This is a genomic window from Burkholderia sp. AW33-5, assembly GCF_053427615.1.
Map to the genome: position 1 here is coordinate 628,586 of NZ_JBSAXA010000002.1, position 19,078 is coordinate 647,663.

Below are 19,078 nucleotides of genomic sequence, written 5' to 3' on the forward strand. Positions count from 1 at the left end.
GCCTTGCCTGTCCGCCGGCCGCCGATGTGCCGCTCGCCGTCCCCTTTCCACTGCCACGACACGGTGTGCGCCGTGCCGCGTCCGATGAGCCGCGCCTGGCTCGTCGGCGCCGGCCCCGGCGACGCCGATCTGCTGACGCTGAAGGCCGTGCGCGCGATCGCCACGGCCGACGTGCTGCTCGTCGACGACCTCGTGAACCCCGACGTATTGCGCCATGCGCGCGCCGACGCGCGCATCGAGCACGTCGGCAAGCGCGGCGGCCATGCGTCGACGCCGCAGGAGGCGATCGTCGCCGCGATGCTCGCGCACCTGCGCGCGGGCCGCAGCGTCGCGCGGCTCAAGGGCGGCGATCCGTTCGTGTTCGGCCGCGGCGGCGAGGAGCTGCTCGCGCTCGGCGAGGCCGGTTTCCCGGTCGAGGTCGTGAACGGCATCACGGCCGGTATCGCGGCTCCGGCCGCGCTCGGCATTCCGGTCACGCATCGCGGCGACGCGCAGGGCGTGATCTTCGTCACGGGCCACGGCGCGGGTGCCGACGAGCCCGACTGGCGCGCGCTGGCCGCGACGCGCATGACGATCGTGATCTACATGGGCATACGCCGGCTCGACGCGATCGTGGCCGCGCTGCGCGACGGCGGCGTGCCCGGCGGCATGCCGTGCGCGGCGATCGAGAACGCGACGCGCGACGGACAGCGGCACGTGCTCGCGACGCTCGACACCGTCGTCGAACGCGTGGGCGCGACCGGTATCGGTTCGCCCGCGATCGTCGTGATCGGCCGCGTCGCGGCGCTTGCCGACGATCCGGCCGTGCGCGCGGCGCTCGGCGGCCGCGCATGATGCGCGTCGCGCTCGGCGTCGGGTTTCGCGCGGACGTGACGGCCGCGCAACTCGATGCCGCGATCCGCGCGGCGCTGAAGCACTACCCCGATGCCGAGCCGGCCGTCGTCGCGACGCTCGCCGACAAGGCGCGCGCCCGGCCGCTGCGCATGCTGTGCGCACGCCGCGGCTGGCCGCTCGTCGCGTTCGACGCGGCGCAGCTCGCGCAGTGCCCCGAACCGCCATTGAGCGGCCCGTCGGCGGCCGCGCTCGCACGTTTCGGCGTCGCGGGCGTGGCCGAACCGTGCGCGCGGCTCGCGGCGCCGCGGGGCCGGCTGCTCGGCCCCAAATCCATCCTGGGCGGCGTGACGGTCGCGCTCGCCGGCCCGCTCTGAACCCTTTGTTTCGCTTTCGACAGGACGATTCCCGATGAAGACCGATGCCGAATCCCATCAGCGGATGACCGAACGCCGCCGCGCCGGCCATGAAAAAAAGCAGGCCGCCGCCACCCAGGAAAAGGGCCTGCTGATCGTCAACACCGGCAACGGCAAGGGCAAGAGCACGGCCGCGTTCGGCATGGCCGTGCGCGTGCTCGGCCACGGCATGCGGCTCGGCGTCGTGCAGTTCATCAAGGGCGCGCTGCACACGTCCGAGCGCGACTTCCTCGGCGCGGTCGCGCAATGCGACTTCGTGACGATGGGCGACGGCTATACGTGGAACACGCAGAATCGCGACGCCGACATCGCGACCGCGCGCAAGGGCTGGGACGAGGCGCGCCGGATGATCGAAAGCGACGAGTACCGGATGGTGATCCTCGACGAGCTGAACACCGTGCTGAAGTACGAATATCTGCCGCTCGACGAAGTGCTCGCGACGCTCGTCGGGCGGCCGGATTCGGTGCACGTCGTCGTCACCGGCCGGCATGCGCCCGATGCACTGATCGATGCGGCCGACCTCGTCACCGAAATGCGGCTCGTCAAGCATCCGTACAAGGAGCAAGGCGTGAAGGCGCAGCCCGGCGTGGAGTTCTGAGCGATGCCGGCCTGCCCCGCGCTGTTCGTCAGCGCGCCCGCGTCCGACCAGGGCAAGACGTCGGTGACGGCCGGCCTCGCGCGGCTGCACCGGCGGCTCGGCCGGCGCGTGCGCGTGTTCAAGACCGGGCCGGATTTTCTCGATCCGATGTTGCTCGAACGCGCGAGCGGCGCCCCCGTGCATGCGCTCGACCTCGGCATGGTCGGGGAAGCCGGCTGCCGTGCGCTGCTCGCCGATGCCGCACGCGACGCGGACCTGATCCTGATCGAAGGCGTGATGGGATTGTTCGACGGCACGCCGAGCAGCGCCGATCTCGCGGTCGCGTTCGGCGTGCCGGTCGTCGCGGTGATTGCCGCGAAGTCGATGGCGCAGACGTTCGCGGCGATCGCGTTCGGGCTCGCGCGGTTCCGCCCCGAGGTGCCGTTTCACGGCGTGCTGGCGAACCGCGTCGGGTCGCCGCGGCACGCGGAACTGCTGCGGCAGGCGTTACCCGACGACTTGCGCTGGCTCGGCCACGTGCCGGCCGATGCGGGCATCGCGCTGCCGGAGCGGCATCTCGGCCTGCACCAGCCGGCCGACATCGACGACCTCGATGCGCGGCTCGAGCGCGCGGCCGACGTGCTCGCGCAGACGGCGCTCGCCGAATTGCCGCCCGCCGTTTCGTTCGCGGCGCCGGACGTCCGCGCCCCGCTGCCGCGTGCGCTCGCCGGCACGCGGATCGCGATCGCGCGCGATGCGGCGTTCTCGTTCATTTATCCGGCGAATCTGGCGCTGCTCGATGCGCTCGGCGCGCAGCTTCGGTTCTTTTCGCCGCTGGCCGACGAACCCGTGCCCGCCGATTGCGATGCGCTGTTCCTCCCGGGCGGCTATCCGGAACTGCATGCGGCGACGCTTGCGGCGAATGCCGTGACCGCGCGGACGATTCGCGCGCACGCGGCGGCCGGGCGGCCGATCGTCGCGGAATGCGGGGGGATGGTGTATCTGTGCGAATCGCTGACCGACGTGGACGGCGCGACGACGCCGATGCTCGGGCTGCTGGCGGGCCATGCGACGATGCAGCGCCGGTTCGCGGCGCTCGGGATGCAGCAGCTGGACCCGCGCACCGGGCCGATGCGCGGTCATACGTTTCATTATTCGCGGCTCGATACGCCGCTGGCGCCGGTGGCGATCGCTGCGCGGCCCGACGGCGCGCCCGGCAGCGGCGAAGCCGTTTATCGCTCAGGCCCGATCGTCGCGACGTACATGCACATGTACTGGCCGTCGAATCCGGAAATGGCGGCCGCGCTGTTCGGCGGCACGGCATTCTGACGCAAACCGTGGAAGGTCGCGATGTCAGTGCTTTTCGCGGCCCGGCGCTTCCGAGCGTGAAGTCCGGATCACGGTGCCGTCGGGCGAGAAATGCGCGTTGAACATCGCGTCGCCCGATACGCCGCCCTCGGCCCAGTGCCAGCTCCACACTTCTTCATGGCTCAACGCGTATTGCGCGACCTCGGTCGGCTTGCCGAGCAGTTGCCGTACGTCGTCCTTCGACATCCCCGGCACGACCTTCGCGATGTTTGCCGCCGTCAGGGCCTGCGTGATCGACACGAGCCGGCCGTCCGGCCCGAAATCGAGCATGTACGTGCTCGTGCCGTACGGGCCGCGCGGATACTCGAAGCGCTGCGAGCCGTCCTCGCCCTGCCTCACCATCTCGGGCTTGCCGGCCTGGCGCAGCACGTCCTCGGTCGTCGAGACGCCCGGCTGCAGATTGCCGAACGCCATCGGATCGGGCTTGATCGCATTCACCGCGTCAGCCACCTTCTGGTCGTCGCAACCGGCCGCCAGAACGCCGACCGCGCAGGCCGTCAGCACGGTCAAAAACTGTTTTCGCATGTCATCCACACCTGTATTCATCGAGCCGATCTGGCGTCGCGCGCAGCGTAGCACGCGGCCCGTCACGTCGATGTCAAGGAGCGTCAAATTCGCGCGCATCCCGCGCGCCCGGTTTCACGGCCGTGCTGGCGCGGTGCCGGACGGCGGCGCCCGCGTCGATGCGCCGCGGCGTCACACCAGGAACGTCTCGGCCAGCTTGACCCAGTACGATGCGCCGGTCGGCAGCGCGGCGTCGTTGAAGTCGTAACCGGGGTTGTGCACCATGCAGCCGCCCTCCCCGTCGCCGTTGCCGATGATCAGGTAGCAGCCCGGCCGCTTCTCGAGCAGGAACGCGAAATCCTCGCTGCCGGTGAGCGGCACCATTCCGTCGATCAGGTTCGCCTCGCCGACCCACTCGCGCGCGACGCCGCGTGCGAACGCGGTCATCTGCGCGTCGTTGACGAGCACCGGGTAGCGGCGCTGGTAGTCGATCGTCGCGGTCGCGCCGAACACCGCAGCCTGCGCATGAACGACTTCCTTGATGCGCGTCTCGAGCAGGTCGCGCACTTCCGGCTTCAGCGCGCGCACGGACAGGCGCATCTGCGCGCGGTCGGGAATCACGTTCGGCGCCTCGCCCGCATGGATCGCGCCCACCGTGACGATCGCCATGTCGAGCGGCGACACGTTGCGCGACACGATCGTCTGCAGCGCAACGACGATCTGCGCGCACACGACGACCGGGTCGATCGCCCTGTGCGGCACCGCGCCGTGGCCGCCGCGCCCCTGCACGTCGACGATCACGGTATCCGACGACGCCATGAACGGCCCCGGCAGGAAGCCGAACTTGCCCGTCGGGAAGCCCGGCATGTTGTGCATCGCGAAGATCGCGTCGCACGGAAACTGCTCGAACAGCCCGTCGTCGAGCATTTTCTTCGCGCCGCCGAGCCCTTCCTCGGCCGGCTGGAAAATCAGGTTCAGCGTGCCGGAAAAGCGGCGCTCGCGCGCCAGGTGCTTCGCGGCCGCGAGCAGCATCGCCGTGTGGCCGTCGTGGCCGCACGCGTGCATCTTGCCGGGGATCGTGCTCTGGTACGGCAGGCCGGTCGATTCGTGGATCGGCAGCGCGTCCATGTCGGCGCGCAAACCGAGCCGCTGCGTGCCGTTGCCGACCTTCAGCTGCGCGACGACGCCCGTGCCGCCGAGCCCGCGATGCACCGTATAGCCCCACGCCTGCAACTGCCCGGCGACGAGGTCGCTCGTCGCGAATTCCTCGAAACCCAGCTCGGGGTGGGCATGAATGCGGTGCCGGATCTCGATCATTTCGTCGGCGAGGCCTGCGGGGATCACGCTGTGCGTCACGGTGTCGTCTCCTGGGTTCCGTGGGGAAGGTGCAGGCAAGGATAGTCGGTTGAGCAGCAACCGGACAGACAGAAAGTCGTCACGGCGGCAACCAGGAGTTGCCTGTCGATCGTCGTGGCGCGCGACGAATGCGCGACGGATCGTACGGCGGAAGGAAACCGGCCATTCGGGCGACTGCCGCCTGCGGTCGGGATTCGCGACACTGCGTGTTCCGTCTCGATTTTTCAGGTGGGAGGGCGTGTTGGTTGCCGTTCGTCATTCCGGAATAATTCCGTCACATCAACTGGTTGAGCATCTTTGTTCATTTTTTGACGGCCGTACATTTTTTGTGTACGCTCGTGAAAAAGTGAACAGGCGATCCACCCCGATGCCCAAGAACGCCACCCTGCCGATCTCGGAACAGCACGTGCTCGACGAAGCCTGTGCCGCGTTCGGACGCGCGACCCGGCGCTTCGACGCCCGGCCCGTGCGCGTGCCGGCTGCATACAACGCGCATGCCGACGCGATGATCCGCTTCGGCATTGCCGGGCAAACATTCGAGATGCCGGTGGCGGTGAGCGTCGGCGTCGAATCGCTGCACGGCGCGCTCGCCGCGTTACGCCGCCGCGCGCCTCTCACGTCCGCCGAGCGGCCGCTGATGCTGGTCGCGCCGTACTTTTCGGCCGACCTGGCCGCCCGCCTGATCGAGCACGACATCCCGTTCATCGATACCGCCGGCAACGCATGCCTGATCCAGCCGGAGGCGACCGTGATGATCTCCGGCCGGCCGAAACCTGCACGCACGCCACGCCGGCAGGCATCGCGCGCGACGACGCCCAAGGGGCTCGCCGTGATGTTCGCGCTCGCGACACAGCCGAGCCTCGTCACGCAACCGCTCCGCGCGATCGCCGCCGCGTCGGGCGTCGCGCTCGGCACGGTCAATCTCGCGATGGACGATCTGATCGCACGCGGCCTCATCGCGCAGCGGCGCAACGGCGCGCGCGCGTTTACCGACTGGTCGCGCTTCGTGCAGGAATGGGTCGCGCTGTACCCGAGCCGCCTGCGCGCGAAATTGCCGAGCCGGCGGTTTGCCGCGCTCGCGCCCGACTGGTGGCGCGGTTTCGATTTCGCGGCATTCGACGCGCGGCTCGGCGGCGAACCCGCGGCCGACCTGCTGACGCACGACCTGAAGCCGGCCGCGGTCACCGTCTATACGCACGGCGCGGTGTCGAACCGCCTGCTGCTCCAGGCGCGCCTGCGCCCGGACGAGCGCGGCGACGTCGAGCTGCTCGAAGCATTCTGGCCACCGTCGCCGGCGCTCGACTGGCGCGAGCAGGACGTGCCGCTCGTGCCGCCGCTGCTGATCTACGCGGATCTCGTCTCGTCCGGAGACAGCCGCAATCTTGCCGCCGCCGAACACATCCATGACCGATACCTCGCCCACCCGCCCGCTTGAAGTCGACGCGCGCCGGCCGCTCGAACCGGCGGCGGTCGCGTTGCTGCAGGCGGTCCGTACGGCTTGCGCGCAGCTCGACGCGGCATTCGTCGTCGCCGGCGCAACCGCGCGCGACATCCTGATGTGGCATGTCCACGGCATCCGGCCGGTGCGCGCGACGCGGGACGTCGACGTCGCCGTGTGCGCGGTGAGCTGGCCGTTTCACGAACGGCTCGTCGATGCGCTCGTCGCGACGGAGCAATTCGCACGCGCGCCGAAGCATCAGCAGAAACTGCTGTTCGACAGCGGCACGCAAGGCTTTCGCACGGAGCTCGATCTCGTGCCGTTCGGGCCGCTCGAGGCCCCCCCCGGCGAAATCGCATGGCCACCGGGCGGCGATTTCGTGCTGAACGTGCTGGGCTTCCAGGAAGCGGTCGATACGGCGCTGGTCGTGTCGATCGCGGCCGACATCGCGGTGCCGGTGGCCAGCCTGCCGGCCCTGACGCTGTTGAAGTTGCTCGCGTGGAAGGACCGGCGCGCACGCCAGAACAGCGACGCGTACGACCTGCTGTTCCTGCTCACGCATTTTCACGACGCGGGTAATCGCGAGCGCATCTGGGACGTCGCGCCCGACCTGCTCGAGCAGCACGGTTTCCAGCCCGAGCTGGCCGCGGCCGCGCTGCTGGCGCGCGACGCAAGGCGGATTGCTTCGCCGCACACGCGCGATGCGATCCGCGCGCTGTTATCCGACGCGGCGATCTACGCGACGCTCCGGCAGGATCTGCAGGCCCGCGCGTTCGCGCTGCTGCCGGGCGAATTCAACGATGACGCCGACCGGTATCTCGACGCGTTCCGCGACGCTTTTCTCATCGATTCGCCCGTTCCCCGGACGTGACGTGCGGCCGCGCGACAAACGCCGTCACGCGTTCCGCATGCTTCGTCACGGCAACCGGAACGTGTCGAAGAATGTATCGCGCTCCATCACGGTGAGCGCCGCGCGCTTGTGCGGGAAGTCGAACTCCTTCAGCGTGTAGAACCCGAGCCGGTGCATGTACGCGATATGCCGCACGTGATCGACGCGCGGCTCGCCGACGAGCCGCTGCGTGCGCGGTTCGTCGACGAACATGTAGTGCAGCACCCCGCTCCACCACGCATGCAGCTTGCCCGCGCTCTGGAAGCGCGAGTCGCCGATCAGCAGATGCAGCCCGCGATCGAAGTCATGCGCGTCGTAGAACGGTGCGAGGCGGTCCTCCTTCGCCCAGTAGAACTCGAAATAGCCGAACGGCGTATCGTCGAAATAGCCGATCATCGGATGCATGTGCGGATCGGCGAGCCGCTCCGCGAGATAGGCGGCGTGCTCGTCGAGCGTGCCGCGCTGATCCCAGAAATGCGCGACGCGATCGAGGTTCATCCAGTCGCTGAACAACTGCGCATGCGCATCGATGTCGACGGTGCGCAGGCTGAACGTCATCCCGACCTGCGGCATGTAGCGCGCATAGATCTCGCCGGCCGGCGACGGCGGCCGCACCGGATGCCGATGGCCGTTCGTGAGCGTGTAGCGCAGCGGCATCCCGCCCGATGCGGGCGCCTTCAGCCACGGCCGCGGGTTCTGCCAGAACGTCGCGCGCGATGCGGTGAGGCGCAAGCGGTCGCCCACGATCCGTGCGTCGTCGATCACGCCGTCGCGCACCGCGCGCGCGACGTACGACGCGATAGCCTCCGGATCGGCGCCGCCGTGCGGCACCGACACCGTCGCCGCATCGTGCCGCGTGTCCGTATTGAACAGCGCGACGAACTCCGCCAGCAGCGCGGCCGGCGCATCGTCGGGCCGCCACGCGTCGAGCGTGCGCTCGGCGGCGGGCGGCTCCTGCCCGTGCGCAGCGCCGTCGAGCGCCGCGGCCACCTCGCCTTCGACGGCGTCCGCTTCCTTGTCGGCCGGTTTCGTCAGCGTGTCTTCCATCACAGTGCTCCCGCGTCGTGGCGATCGGCGAGGATGTGCAGCCCCCGCTCGAGCGCCGGAAACAGGCTGCGCTGGAAGTTGTTCCAGCGCAGTTCGAGAATCGTGTCGTCCGGCGCGATCGGCGTGTCGAGCACGTCGCAGATCACTTCACCGGAATCGATGCCGTTGTCGACGTAGTGAAACGATGCGCCCGTCATCGTCACGGGTTCGACGCGCGAGGTCGTGCCGCTCGCCCAGTCGACCCGTTCGCCGCGCGCGCCGTGCAGCGCGTCGAGCGTCGCCCATGCGCCGCGCCGCTGGTACGGCGAATCGTCGGCCGTGATGCCGGGGTGGATGTTCGCGATGCGGCGATGAAAGCGCACGCCGGGACGCACGAGCTCGTCGAGGATCACGAGCAGCCCGTCGAGCACGACCACGTCGGCGTCGAGTTCGAGCAGGCGTTCGAGCAGGCGGCGCTCGAACGCCTGCTTGCCCGTCACGCGCTCGCGCGCATCGCGCGGCAGCCGGCGGTACGTCGACGCAATCGTGCAGAACAGTTCGTCGACCGGCCTGCCCTGCACGGTCAGCCCGTCGGGCAGGATCCATGGTCGGCCGGGCGTGCGTGCGAAGCCGTAGTCGGCGACCTTCGCGCGATCGGCCGGCGAGCCTTCGTCGTCGTCGACGATCACGCCTTGGAGCGCATAGCGTTCGCCGAGCGGCGAGTCGTTCAGACGCTCGACGAGGAATTCGAGCGGCGCCTTCATGTAGCGCGTGCCGCCCTGGTAAGCGACCGGCTGGCCGGCGCGATCGGCCGCGCCGTTGCGCAGCGACTGGATGTAGACGAGATTTTTCTTCGGCATGGAGGCGTCGTGGAAAAAGCGGACGACGGCGCCGCGGCCCGCCCGCGCCGGCCCGAAGGCCGGCCGGCGCGCCACGGCGCGCGGCGTCACCAGTTGTATTTCGCGGTGGCGATCACCGTGCGGTCGGTCCCGAAAACGCAGACGCTCGTCGACTGGCAACCGCTGATGTAGTGGCGGTTGAACAGGTTCGTCCCGTTCACGGCAAAGCGCCAGTTGCGCGTGTCGTAATGCACGCCCGCGTCGAACAGCGTGTAGCTCGATACCGTCAGCGAGTTGTCCGCCGCACCGGCCGACGCACTCTGGTAGCGCACGCCGCCGCCCAGGCCGAAGCCCGTGAGCGGCCCCGTGTGCCACGTCCAGTCCGCCCACAGCGACGCCATCTGGCGCGGCCGCGGAATGTCGACCGGCCAGTTGTTCAGCGACGCGTCGTTGGCCTTCACGTTCTTCACGTCCTGGTAGACGTAGGACGCGATCAGCGACAGGTTCCGCGTGAGCTTGCCGGTCGCGTTCAGCTCGATCCCGCGCGAACGCACTTCACCGGTCTGGACCGAGGTCGTGCCGGACGGATCGAGATTGAGCGGCGTCGACGTGAGCACGTTGGTCTGGTTGATCTGGTAGATCGCCGCGCTCAGCATCAGGTTCTTGCCGGGCGGCTGCCAGCGCAGGCCGGCCTCGATCTGCTTGCCGCGCGTCGGCTGCGGCAGCCCGCCGCCATACAGGTTCACGCCGATCAGCGGGTTGAACGACGTCGCGTAGCTGACGTACGGCGACAGCCCGTAGTCGCCCTGGTACGTGAGGCCCACGCGGCCGGTGAACGCCGTGACGTCGGCCTTCGACTGCGTGCCGCCCGCGCGGTCGTCCATCCGCTGGTTGACCCAGTCCTCGCGGCCGCCGAGCGTCAGCGTCCAGCGGTTCCACTTGACCTGGTCCTGCACGTACAGCCCGAACGTGTTCATCGTCGTGTACGTGTTGGTGCGATACGTGGTGTTCGGCGGCGAGAACACGGACAGCGTCACCGGCGTATAGACCGGGTTGTAGATGTTCAGCGTCGACGCGGCGGCCAGCCATTCGCTGTCGGTCGCGGTCTGCCGGTTGTACTGGAAGCCGAGCAGCAGCGTGTGCTCGAGCGGCCCCGTGCCGAAGCGGCCCTGCAGGTTGTTGTCGATGTCGAAGCGGCTGTAGTTCGTCTGGAACACGCCGGCCCAGCGGTTGATGTCGGTCAGGCTGCCGTCGGCGAAGCCCGCGCCGAACACCGAGCCGTTGTCGAGCGACAGGTGCATCCAGCGCACGTTCTGGCGGAACGTCCACATCGGATTCAGGTTCCGCTCGAACTGGTAGCCGAGCGACCACTGCTTCTTGCGGTAATAGTTGAAATCCGGGTCGCCGCCGTAGACGTCCTTGTCGAGCTGCCCGTTCGGGTTCGGCAGCACCGTGCCTTGCGCCGGCAGGAAGTTCGACGAGATGTCGCCCCAGTCCTGCAGGTACGTGGCGGACAGCGTCAGCGACGTATCCGCGTCCGGGCGCCAGCGGAACGACGGTGCGAGCGCGACGCGCTGGTCGTTGTTCGGGCCGGTCAGCGCGTTGCCGTCGCGGGCGACGCCGACGAACCGGTACGCGTACTTGCCGTCCGCGTCGAGCTTGTCGCCGACGTCGATCATGAACTGCTTGCGCGCGTAGTTGCCGAACTGCACGCCGGCTTCGCGCACGCGCTCGCCGTCGGCCGTCTTGGTCTGCACGTCGATGATCGCGCCCGGGTCGCCGGCACCGTACAGCACCGACGTCGGCCCGCGCAGCACGGTGATGCTGTCGATCATGTACGGATCGACGCGCCAGCTCGACAGGTTCAGCGTGTTCGGCACCTGCAGGCCGTTCACGTACGCGGTCGGCGTGAAGCCGCGCAGCGCCGCGTACCAGTCGGAGCGGTTGTCCGAGCCGTACGACGAGAAGCCCGGCACGTAGCGCAGCGCCGCGTTCACGTCGGTCGCGCCGGTCATCTCGATCTGCTGCGCGGTGACGACGTTGATCGTCTGCGGAATCTCGTTCAGCGCGGTATCGGTCTTGGTGCCGGTCCTGCTGCGCTTCGCGACGAGCCCGACCGTGCCGTCGCCTTCCGAGCCCGCGTTGACGTTGATCGCCGGCAGCGTGCCGGATGTCGAGCCGTTCTGCGCGCCGGCCGATGCGCCGACCGCCGCACCGTTCTGCGCATTGCCGCCCGACGCCGCGGCGCCTGCGTTCACGGCCGGCGCCGTCTGGGCATATGCGTGCCCTGCCGCCATCCCGAACGCCACGCTCGCCGCGGCTGCGATCGCACGCACACGCGTGCCTGTTGCCCACTCCATCTTTCTCTGCTCCACTTTCTTGATGCGGTCTCCGACCGCGCCTTTGTCAATGAGCGAAAGCCATGCGGCCCGCGCTCGCCCCGTCTTGATGTCGTTGTTCATGCAGTGCCCGGGCCGCGCCATCGTCATGGGCGGGCGCGATCCCTTCCTCGAGCGACGCGCAGATCTCGTCCGCGCGGCGCGCCAGGACCGACAGCAGCGTGTCGGACAGGCCGTGGCTGTCTTCGCAGCAGCCTTGCAGATAGATGCGCGGCGCGAAGTGCGCGGGCGTCGCGAGCAGGTAGTCGCGCGTGACGTCGCCGCGCGTGAGCGCATCGCCCAGATGCGGCGCGAGCCCTTCGAGCAGCGCCGAATGCGTGTCGCGCCGGTAGCCGGTCGCGAGCACGAGCGCGTCGAACCGTTCGACGCGCGTCGCGCCGTTCATCCGGTCGCGCAGCGTCAGCTCGATGCGGCCGTCGCCGGCGCGCACCGCGGCCTCGATCGCGCTGTTCGCGAGCAGCGCGTGGCGCGGCGTGCCGTCGATGCGCTGCAGGTACAGCATTTCGTAGATCTGCTCGATCAGCGGCCGATCGACCACCGCGTAGTTGGTGTCGCGATAGCGCTCGAGCAGCGCGCGGCGCGCGTCGTGCGGCTGCGCGTAGACGACGTCGGTGAATTCGGGGCTGAAGATCTCGTTGACGAACGGGCTGTCGTCGGCCGGTTTCAATGCGCCCGCGCGCATCACGAGGCTCGCGTCGACGTGCGGGAAACGGCGCGCGAGATCGATGAACACCTCGGCCGCGCTCTGCCCCGCGCCGATCACCGCGACGCGGCGGCGCTCGCCGTCCGGCGCGGCGACCAGCCGGTCGATATCGGTCAGGTACGACGACGAATGGATCACGCGATCGCGGCCGAGCGCGGCGAACGCGTCCGGCACCGCCGGCGTGCCGCCGACGCCGACCGACAGCGCACGCGTCACGCGCTGGCGCTCGCGGCCGGCCGCGTCGCGCGACAGCACGCGCAGCGCGTCGATCCGCGCGCCGTCGCCGCGCACGGGCTCGATCGCCGTGACGGTTTCGCTGTAATGGACGTGCTCGTCGAAGGCGTCGGCGACCCAGCTCAGGTAGTCGTGGAATTCGACGCGGGTCGGATAGAAGTTCTTCAGGTTGACGAATTCGTTCAGCCGGCCGCGTTCGAACAGGTAGTTGATGAACGTGTAGCGGCTTTTCGGATCGCGCATCGTGACGAGATCCTTCAGAAACGAGATCTGCATCCGGCAGTCGTCGAGCAGCATGCCGCGATGCCAGCCGAATTCCGGCTGGCGTTCGACGAAGCAATGCGCGAACGGACGCGCGCCGTTGCGTTCCGCGAGGCGCACGGCCAGCGCCAGGTTCGACGGCCCGAAGCCGACGCCGATCAGGTCGAATACGGTTTCTCTCTGCATGTCTCTCAGCTCCCTTGTCGGTGAATCCGGCCCGTCAGACGTGACGGCCGGAGAAGAAGGTCTCGCGCAGCGTGCGCATCCACAGCGGCTGCCCGTCGGCGAGCGCCAGGCGGCGCTGCCGCGCGAAGCCGTGCCGCGCGAGGGTGTCGACGACCCGCGCGCGGCCGGCCGGGACCGCGCAGCCGACCGCTTCGGTGCGCGAATCGTCGAGAAACAGGTAATGCACGACCGACGGCAGCCAGCCCGCCACGCAATGCGGGCCGCGCCAGCGCGATGCGCCGACCAGCATCCGCAGCCCGCGGTCGTAATCGCGCGCGCCGACGTGCGGCGCGAGCGGGTCTTCCTTCAGCCAGAACGCCTCGACGTACGCGAACGGTTCGCCGTCGAAGCAGCAGACGAGCGGGCTCACGTGCGGATCGGCATCGGGCGCCGTGCCGTCCACGCCGGGTTGCGTGCCCGGCCAGCCGTCGCGCACGCGCGGCTCGTCGAACCAGTGCGCCAGGCGCGCGGCGTCCTCGCCCGGCTGCCAGCCGCGCAGCGTGAAGCGCACGCCGAGCGCAGGCAGGTCGCGGGCATACACGTCGCCGCGCGGTGCGGGCGGCCGGCGCGGATGCCGCCGGCCGTCGGTCAGCATCGGCAGCGTCGCGCATGGCAGCGGCGTGCCGACGCGCCACAGATCGGCCTGCTGCGCCCAGCCTTCGCGCATGCACAGGCCGCCGTCGGCGAGCACGCCGCTCGCGCGAAGCGCGTCGAGCGCGACCGCCGGCCACGCGGCCGGGTCGAGCCGGATCGCCGCACGGCGCGCGTCGTCGGAAAACGCGGCGGCGAGCGCGGCCAGCAACGCGCGACGCTGGTCGCCCGGCGCCGCGCGATGGTTGTACGCGACGAGGCGCAGCGTGCCGTCGTCCGCGAGCTGCGCGCGCAGCAGCTGCGCGCCGATGCCGTCGCCGTGCGCGACGCGGATCTCCGCGTCGTCGCGCGCGGCGAACAGGCCGTCCGCGAACGCGAGGCGGCACGTGTCCGGCATCGTGAATCCGTCCGGACGCACTTCAGCCAGCATCGCGCACCTCCTGCTCCGTTTCGGCCGACGCATCGAGATGCGCACCGAGCGCCGCGAGCGTCGGCGACGCGAGTACGTCGGCCACCGTCAGCGCGTGCCCGGCGCGGCCGGCCGCGTCGACGAAGCGCACGACGTCGAACGACGTCGCGCCGGCTTCGAACAGATCGGCATCGGGCGGGGGCGCGGCCGTCGCGAACGTGTCCGACCACAGTGCGGCGAGCGCGGCTGCGGCGTCCGGCGCGCGCGATGCCGCCGTGACGCGCGTCGCCGCGCTGCCGGCCGGTGCGACTGCGACCGCCGCCGACGCGGCGAACAACGCGTCGGGCGCGCCGAGCGCCGCTTCCGGCGCACCGGCGAAACGCGCGACTTCGTCGTGATAGAGGTCGACGAGCGCATCGACGAAAGCGCCGTCGAGCAGTTCGTCCGCATACGAGAACGCGGCGCTCACGCGGCCGTCCGGATGCTCGACGACGTCCAGCTCGAGCGTGAACACGACGCGATGACGCACGTCGTCGAACCCGGCGAGCGCCAGGCCGGCCCAGTCGCGCGCGGCGGCGCCGGTCGGACGCAGGTAGTTGAACATCACCTGGAACAGCGGATTGGCGTTTGCGGCACGCGGCGCGCGCAGCGCGGCGACGACGTCGGCGAACGGCACGTCGGCATGCGCATATGCGGCGAGCGCCGTATCGCGCACCTGCGCGAGCACGTCCGAACGGCACGCTGACGTGTCGAGCCGCGTGCGCACGACCACGGAATTGATGAAGAGACCGAGCGCATCGCGCGCGGCATCGCCCGTCAGCTCGCGCGTCGACGCCAGCACGCCGACCGGCTGATCGGCCGCACCGGTCACGCGGAACAGCGCGGTGTTGAGCGCCGCGTGCAGCAGCATCGGCAGCGTCGCGTGCGCGGCGGACGCGGCGGCGCGCGCGGCACGGATCAGCGATGCGTCGAATTCGAACGCGACGCGCGCCGCACGCCATTGCGGGGCGGCCGGCGCGTTTGCGCGCTGCGGCAGTATGGGCGGCGGTAGATCGGCCAGCGCGTCGCGCCAGTACGCGACGCGGGCCGGGTGGCACGGCGCGGGCAGCGCGAGCGACGTGTCGTGAGGCGGTGTCGATACCGATTCCGCTTCGCCGCGCACGAACGCGACATAGCTCGCGCGCACCGCGTCGAGCCACAGCTCGATCGATTCGCCATCCGAAACGATGTGATGGATCGTCACCGACAGCACGTGATCGTCCGCGCCGAGCCGCAGCACGCGTGCGCGCCACAACGGCGCATCGGCCGCGAGATCGAACGGTGCGAGCGCGTCGGCATCGGTCAGCGCCGCCGCGCGGGCGAGCGCGTCGGATTGCGCCGACAGATCGATGACCGGCATTTCGATGGAAACGTCTGCATCGATCCGCTGGCCCGGCAGCATGCCGTCGCGCGCGACGAGCCGCGTGCGCAGCGCCGGATGAGCGGCCGCCGCGGCCGAAAACGCCGCGTGCAGCGCATCGACGTCGAGCGGACCGCGCACGCGCAGCGCGACCGGAATGGTGTACGCGGCGCTGTCCGGCTGCGCGCGCCACAGGAACCACAGGCCGAGCTGCGCGGGCGACAGCGGCCATACGCCGTGCGCATCGGGTTTGACCACCGCGACGCCCGGCGCCGCGGCACCGGCGTGCGCGGCGCGCGGCGCGTCGGCGATCTGGCGCGCGTATTGCGCGAGCACCGGCGCTTCGAACAGCGCGCGCACCGGCACGTCGCGGCCGAGCCGCTCGGCGACGCGCGTCGCGACGCGCACCGCCGCCAGCGAATGGCCGCCGAGTTCGAAGAAGTGATCGCCGCGACCGACGCGCTCGACGTTCAGCACGTCGCGCCAGATCGCCGCGAGCGCGGTTTCGTCGCCGTCGTGCGGCGCTTCGTATGCGCGTTCGACGCGCACCGGCGCCGGCAACCGTGCACGGTCGACCTTGCTGTTCGCGTTGCGCGGCAGCGCGTCGAGCACGATCAGTTGCGCGGGCACCATGTAGTCGGGCAGCGTGCGGCGCAGATGCGCGTCGAGCGTCGCGGCCTCGACCGGTTGCGCGGCCGCCTGCGCGTCGGCGGTCAGTTCGACGTAGGCGACGAGCTGCGCCTGCGCACCCTGCCCGTGCACGACCGCGCACGCTTCGCGCACCGCATCGTGCGCGGCCAGCTGCGCCTCGATCTCGCCGAGCTCGATGCGCAGCCCGCGCAGCTTCACTTGATGATCGACGCGGCCGATGAAGTCGAACACGCCGTCCGCGCGACGCCGCACGAGATCGCCCGTGCGGTACAGGCGCGCGCCCGGCACGCCGTACGGATCGGGCACGAAGCGCTCGGCCGTCAGCGCGGGACGATCGAGATAGCCGCGCGCGACGCCGATCCCCTCGCCGCCCAGGTACAGCTCGCCGATTACGCCGACCGGCAGCGGATGCAGCCGCGCGTCGAGCACGTGCGCGGTGCGCGCGCCGACCAGCGTGCCGATCGGCAGATACGCGGCGTCGCCCAGCTTCGCGAGATCGTCGCCCGGGCGGAACATCCACAGCGTCGGCGTGATCACGGTTTCGGTCGGGCCGTAGCCGTTGACCACGCGCACGTTCGGCATCGCGCGGCGCAGCATCGCGAACGCTTCGCGCGACGTGGCTTCGCCGCCGACGGTCAGCGAGCGCAGCGTCGGCGGCGCGCCGTGCGCGAGCGCCCATTCGGCGAGCTGCGCGGCGCAGCCGGGCGGCACGTAGGTCATCGTCACGCCGTCGCGGATCATCATCGCGCAGGTTTGCGCGGGCGGCCACAGCACGTCGGCCGTCACCGACACGGCAGCGCCCGACAGGTATTGCGAAAACCAGCCTTCGTGCGCGCCGTCGAAGTTGACCGACTGGAACAGCAGGAACACGTCGTTCTCGCCCGCGCCGTAGCGCTCGGCGATCGCCACGCAATGCCGCGCGAACGCCGCGTGATCGACGATCACGCCCTTCGGCTTGCCGGTCGAGCCCGACGTGTAGATCGCGTAGGCCGCATGGCCGGGCAGCACGTCCGGCAGCGCGACGTCCGCGGCTTCGTCGAGTGTGTCGACTTCGTCCGCGCGCCAGACGCGCAGCGCCGGCAGCTCGGGCAGCGATGCGGCGCTCGCGCCGTCGGTCAGCACGTGCGCGATGCCCGCATCGCCGACGATCTGCGCGAGGCGTTCGCGCGGATGGGCCGGATCGAGCGGCACGAACGCGGCGCCGGACTTCAGCACCGCGATCAGCGCGACCAGCAGGTCGACCGAGCGCTGCAGCGCAACGCCGACGCGCATTTCAGGCCGCACGCCGGCCGCGACGAGGTTGCGCGCGATGCGTGCCGCGCGCGCGTCGACCTCGCCGCGCGTCAGCGCGCGATCGACGTCGGCGACACCGCGTGCGTCGGGCCGTGCCCGCGCATGCGCGGCGATGCGCGCGTGCACGGGGACGAACGGTTCGGCTTCGGCCGCACCCGCCGGCGCGTTCCACGCGAACAGTTGCGCGCGCTCGTCGGCCGGCAGCCAGTCGAGATCGCCGACCGGCACGTCGGGGCGCGCGAGCGCATCGCCGAGCAGCGTGACGAAGCGCGCGGCCAGCCGCGCGATTGCGTCGCCGTCGAACAGGTCGAGCGCATGGATGAACGCGGCGTCGAACGTGCCGTCGGGCGTCGCCTCGACGGAAAGCGTCAGGTCGAATTTCGCGGACGGCGTGCCGGACGGCAGCAAGGTTGCCGATGCCGCGCCCAGCGCCGGCAGCGCGCGACGCTCGCCGTATGCGGCCATCACCTGGAACAGCGGATGATGGCTCGCGCTGCGCGGCACGCCGAGCGCGTCGACGACCTGCTCGAACGGCACGTCCTGGTGCATCTGCGCATCGACGAGCGCGCGCTGCGTGCGTGCGACCAGCGACGAGAAATCGCCGTGCGCGGGCACGTCCACATCGATCGCGAGCGTGTTGACGAAGAAGCCGATCAGGCCGGTCGTTTCCGCGCGTTCGCGGTTCGCGGCCGGCACGCCGACGCAGATCCGCGCATCGCCGGTCGCACGCGCGAGCAGCGCATCGAGCGCCGCGAGCAGCACCGCGAACGGCGTCGCGCCCGACGCGGCCGCGAACGCGCGCAGCCGCGCACCGATGCGCGCGTCGAGCGAAAACACGTGACGTGCACCGCGCGCGCTGCGGCGCGCGGGCCGCGCGGCCGCGCCGGGCAGCGTCAGCACGCCGCGCTGCGGGTCGAGCCGCTCGCGCCAGAACGCCAGCTGCCGATCGCGCTCGCCCGCATCGAGCCAGCGGCGCTGCCACAGCGCATAGTCCGCGTACTGGATCGGCAGCGGCCCGAGCGGCACCGGCTCTCCCGATGTATACGCGCGATAGAACGCCGCGAGTTCGAACAGCATCACGTCCGACGACCAGCCATCCGACACGATGTGATGAACGGTCAGCGCGAGCCAGTGATGCGTCGCGTCGAAGCGGATCAGGTGTGCGCGCACGAGCGGTGCCGCGCCGAGATCGAACGCGGCGGCTTCATCGGCCATCGCGACGCTCTCGGCGCGCGCGACGCGCTGCGCGTCGGGCAACGCTTCGAGATCGGTCTCGCGCCACGGGCAGCGCAGCGGCGGATGGATCGCCTGCGCGACGCCGTCCTCCGTTTCGTCGAAGGTCGTGCGCAGCGCTTCATGGCGCGCGATCAGCGCATCGCACGCAAGCCGCAGCGCATGCGCGTCGAGCGGACCCGTCAGCGCGAGCCGTTCGGTGACGTGATAGGCGTCCGGCGCGTCGATCAAGCGCGCGTGCAGCCACAGCCGCGTCTGCGCGAACGATGCCGGCACGCGCTCGGAGCGCGGCGTGCGCGGCGGGATCGGCAGCATGCGGAAATCGATGCCGGCCGCGCCGAGCTTGTCGATGAACACCGCGCGCTGCGCGTCGGGTAATTGCGCGAAGCGCGTCGCGAGCGCGAGCCAGTCGGGTTGAGCCTTCGTCATCCGTCGT

Annotated in this window: 14 protein-coding genes; 6 read left to right on the forward strand and 8 right to left on the reverse strand. The window is 70.5% G+C overall.

The window, feature by feature from the left end:
* The first annotated feature begins 84 nt into the window (after positions 1-84).
* The 4 genes from cobA to ACV22V_RS06405 are packed head-to-tail and all read left to right on the forward strand — an operon-like array spanning position 85 to position 3,153.
* Positions 85-834 carry a uroporphyrinogen-III C-methyltransferase gene (gene cobA / locus ACV22V_RS06390; protein WP_448013278.1) on the forward strand — a complete coding sequence of 250 codons (750 nt, stop codon included), beginning with the start codon at positions 85-87 and terminating at the stop codon, positions 832-834.
* A complete protein-coding gene (locus ACV22V_RS06395; RefSeq protein WP_059691724.1) occupies positions 831-1,208 on the forward strand; it encodes a cobalamin biosynthesis protein in 378 nt (125 codons plus the stop codon). The genes cobA and ACV22V_RS06395 overlap by 4 nt, the downstream gene beginning before the upstream one ends.
* A 34-nt stretch (positions 1,209-1,242) precedes the next feature.
* The gene (cobO, locus tag ACV22V_RS06400) at positions 1,243-1,845 is read left to right on the forward strand and encodes a cob(I)yrinic acid a,c-diamide adenosyltransferase (protein ID WP_448013279.1); all 603 of its coding nucleotides are present in this window, start codon (positions 1,243-1,245) and stop codon (positions 1,843-1,845) included.
* 3 nt (positions 1,846-1,848) lie between these two features.
* Entirely contained in the window at positions 1,849-3,153 is a 1,305-nt protein-coding gene (locus ACV22V_RS06405; protein ID WP_448013280.1) for a cobyrinate a,c-diamide synthase, read from the forward strand.
* 24 nt (positions 3,154-3,177) lie between these two features.
* Here the strand turns inward: ACV22V_RS06405 and bamE are convergent, their stop codons facing one another.
* Both bamE and ACV22V_RS06415 read right to left on the reverse strand, forming a co-directional pair.
* Positions 3,178-3,717, reverse strand: coding sequence for an outer membrane protein assembly factor BamE domain-containing protein (gene bamE / locus ACV22V_RS06410; protein ID WP_059701505.1), 540 nt, complete (start codon positions 3,715-3,717; stop codon positions 3,178-3,180).
* Positions 3,718-3,888: 171 nt separating this feature from the next.
* Positions 3,889-5,052: a M20 aminoacylase family protein gene (locus tag ACV22V_RS06415; RefSeq protein WP_059818211.1), complete on the reverse strand. Its 1,164-nt coding sequence runs from the start codon at positions 5,050-5,052 to the stop codon at positions 3,889-3,891.
* 367 nt (positions 5,053-5,419) lie between these two features.
* On the opposite strand from ACV22V_RS06415, the gene ACV22V_RS06420 reads away from it, so the two are divergent.
* Together ACV22V_RS06420 and ACV22V_RS06425 are read left to right on the forward strand one after the other, a co-directional pair.
* A complete protein-coding gene (locus ACV22V_RS06420) occupies positions 5,420-6,487 on the forward strand; it encodes a type IV toxin-antitoxin system AbiEi family antitoxin (RefSeq protein ID WP_448013281.1) in 1,068 nt (355 codons plus the stop codon).
* Entirely contained in the window at positions 6,456-7,361 is a 906-nt protein-coding gene (locus tag ACV22V_RS06425; protein ID WP_448013282.1) for a nucleotidyl transferase AbiEii/AbiGii toxin family protein, read from the forward strand. The genes ACV22V_RS06420 and ACV22V_RS06425 overlap by 32 nt, the downstream gene beginning before the upstream one ends.
* A 45-nt stretch (positions 7,362-7,406) precedes the next feature.
* Here ACV22V_RS06425 and ACV22V_RS06430 read toward each other — a convergent pair whose 3' ends face one another.
* The 6 genes from ACV22V_RS06430 to ACV22V_RS06455 form a co-directional block, all read right to left on the reverse strand.
* Positions 7,407-8,426, reverse strand: a complete 1,020-nt coding sequence (locus ACV22V_RS06430) for a GNAT family N-acetyltransferase (protein ID WP_448013283.1) — start codon at positions 8,424-8,426, stop codon at positions 7,407-7,409.
* The gene (locus ACV22V_RS06435; protein ID WP_448013284.1) at positions 8,426-9,265 is read right to left on the reverse strand and encodes a formyltransferase family protein; all 840 of its coding nucleotides are present in this window, start codon (positions 9,263-9,265) and stop codon (positions 8,426-8,428) included. The genes ACV22V_RS06430 and ACV22V_RS06435 overlap by 1 nt, the downstream gene beginning before the upstream one ends.
* A gap of 86 nt (positions 9,266-9,351) precedes the next feature.
* A complete protein-coding gene (locus ACV22V_RS06440) occupies positions 9,352-11,604 on the reverse strand; it encodes a TonB-dependent siderophore receptor (RefSeq protein ID WP_448013285.1) in 2,253 nt (750 codons plus the stop codon).
* A gap of 46 nt (positions 11,605-11,650) precedes the next feature.
* Positions 11,651-13,027: a lysine N(6)-hydroxylase/L-ornithine N(5)-oxygenase family protein gene (locus tag ACV22V_RS06445; protein ID WP_448013286.1), complete on the reverse strand. Its 1,377-nt coding sequence runs from the start codon at positions 13,025-13,027 to the stop codon at positions 11,651-11,653.
* Positions 13,028-13,061: 34 nt separating this feature from the next.
* Entirely contained in the window at positions 13,062-14,087 is a 1,026-nt protein-coding gene (locus ACV22V_RS06450) for a GNAT family N-acetyltransferase (RefSeq protein ID WP_448013287.1), read from the reverse strand.
* Positions 14,077-19,071, reverse strand: coding sequence for an amino acid adenylation domain-containing protein (locus ACV22V_RS06455; RefSeq protein WP_448013288.1), 4,995 nt, complete (start codon positions 19,069-19,071; stop codon positions 14,077-14,079). Before ACV22V_RS06455 ends, ACV22V_RS06450 begins: the two co-directional genes overlap by 11 nt.
* Positions 19,072-19,078: the final 7 nt, after the last annotated feature.

Excerpts from the sequence above, each read along its gene's own strand:
- cobA (WP_448013278.1), top strand. The coding sequence starts at position 85 with ATGAGCCGCGCCTGGCTCGTCGGCGCCGGCCCCGGCGACGCCGATCTG.
- ACV22V_RS06395 (WP_059691724.1), top strand. The coding sequence starts at position 831 with ATGATGCGCGTCGCGCTCGGCGTCGGGTTTCGCGCGGACGTGACGGCC.
- cobO (WP_448013279.1), top strand. The coding sequence starts at position 1,243 with ATGAAGACCGATGCCGAATCCCATCAGCGGATGACCGAACGCCGCCGC.
- ACV22V_RS06405 (WP_448013280.1), top strand. The coding sequence starts at position 1,849 with ATGCCGGCCTGCCCCGCGCTGTTCGTCAGCGCGCCCGCGTCCGACCAG.
- bamE (WP_059701505.1), bottom strand. The coding sequence starts at position 3,717 with ATGCGAAAACAGTTTTTGACCGTGCTGACGGCCTGCGCGGTCGGCGTT.
- ACV22V_RS06420 (WP_448013281.1), top strand. The coding sequence starts at position 5,420 with ATGCCCAAGAACGCCACCCTGCCGATCTCGGAACAGCACGTGCTCGAC.
- ACV22V_RS06425 (WP_448013282.1), top strand. The coding sequence starts at position 6,456 with ATGACCGATACCTCGCCCACCCGCCCGCTTGAAGTCGACGCGCGCCGG.
- ACV22V_RS06430 (WP_448013283.1), bottom strand. The coding sequence starts at position 8,426 with ATGGAAGACACGCTGACGAAACCGGCCGACAAGGAAGCGGACGCCGTC.
- ACV22V_RS06435 (WP_448013284.1), bottom strand. The coding sequence starts at position 9,265 with ATGCCGAAGAAAAATCTCGTCTACATCCAGTCGCTGCGCAACGGCGCG.
- ACV22V_RS06440 (WP_448013285.1), bottom strand. The coding sequence starts at position 11,604 with ATGGAGTGGGCAACAGGCACGCGTGTGCGTGCGATCGCAGCCGCGGCG.
- ACV22V_RS06445 (WP_448013286.1), bottom strand. The coding sequence starts at position 13,027 with ATGCAGAGAGAAACCGTATTCGACCTGATCGGCGTCGGCTTCGGGCCG.
- ACV22V_RS06450 (WP_448013287.1), bottom strand. The coding sequence starts at position 14,087 with ATGCTGGCTGAAGTGCGTCCGGACGGATTCACGATGCCGGACACGTGC.
- ACV22V_RS06455 (WP_448013288.1), bottom strand. The coding sequence starts at position 19,071 with ATGACGAAGGCTCAACCCGACTGGCTCGCGCTCGCGACGCGCTTCGCG.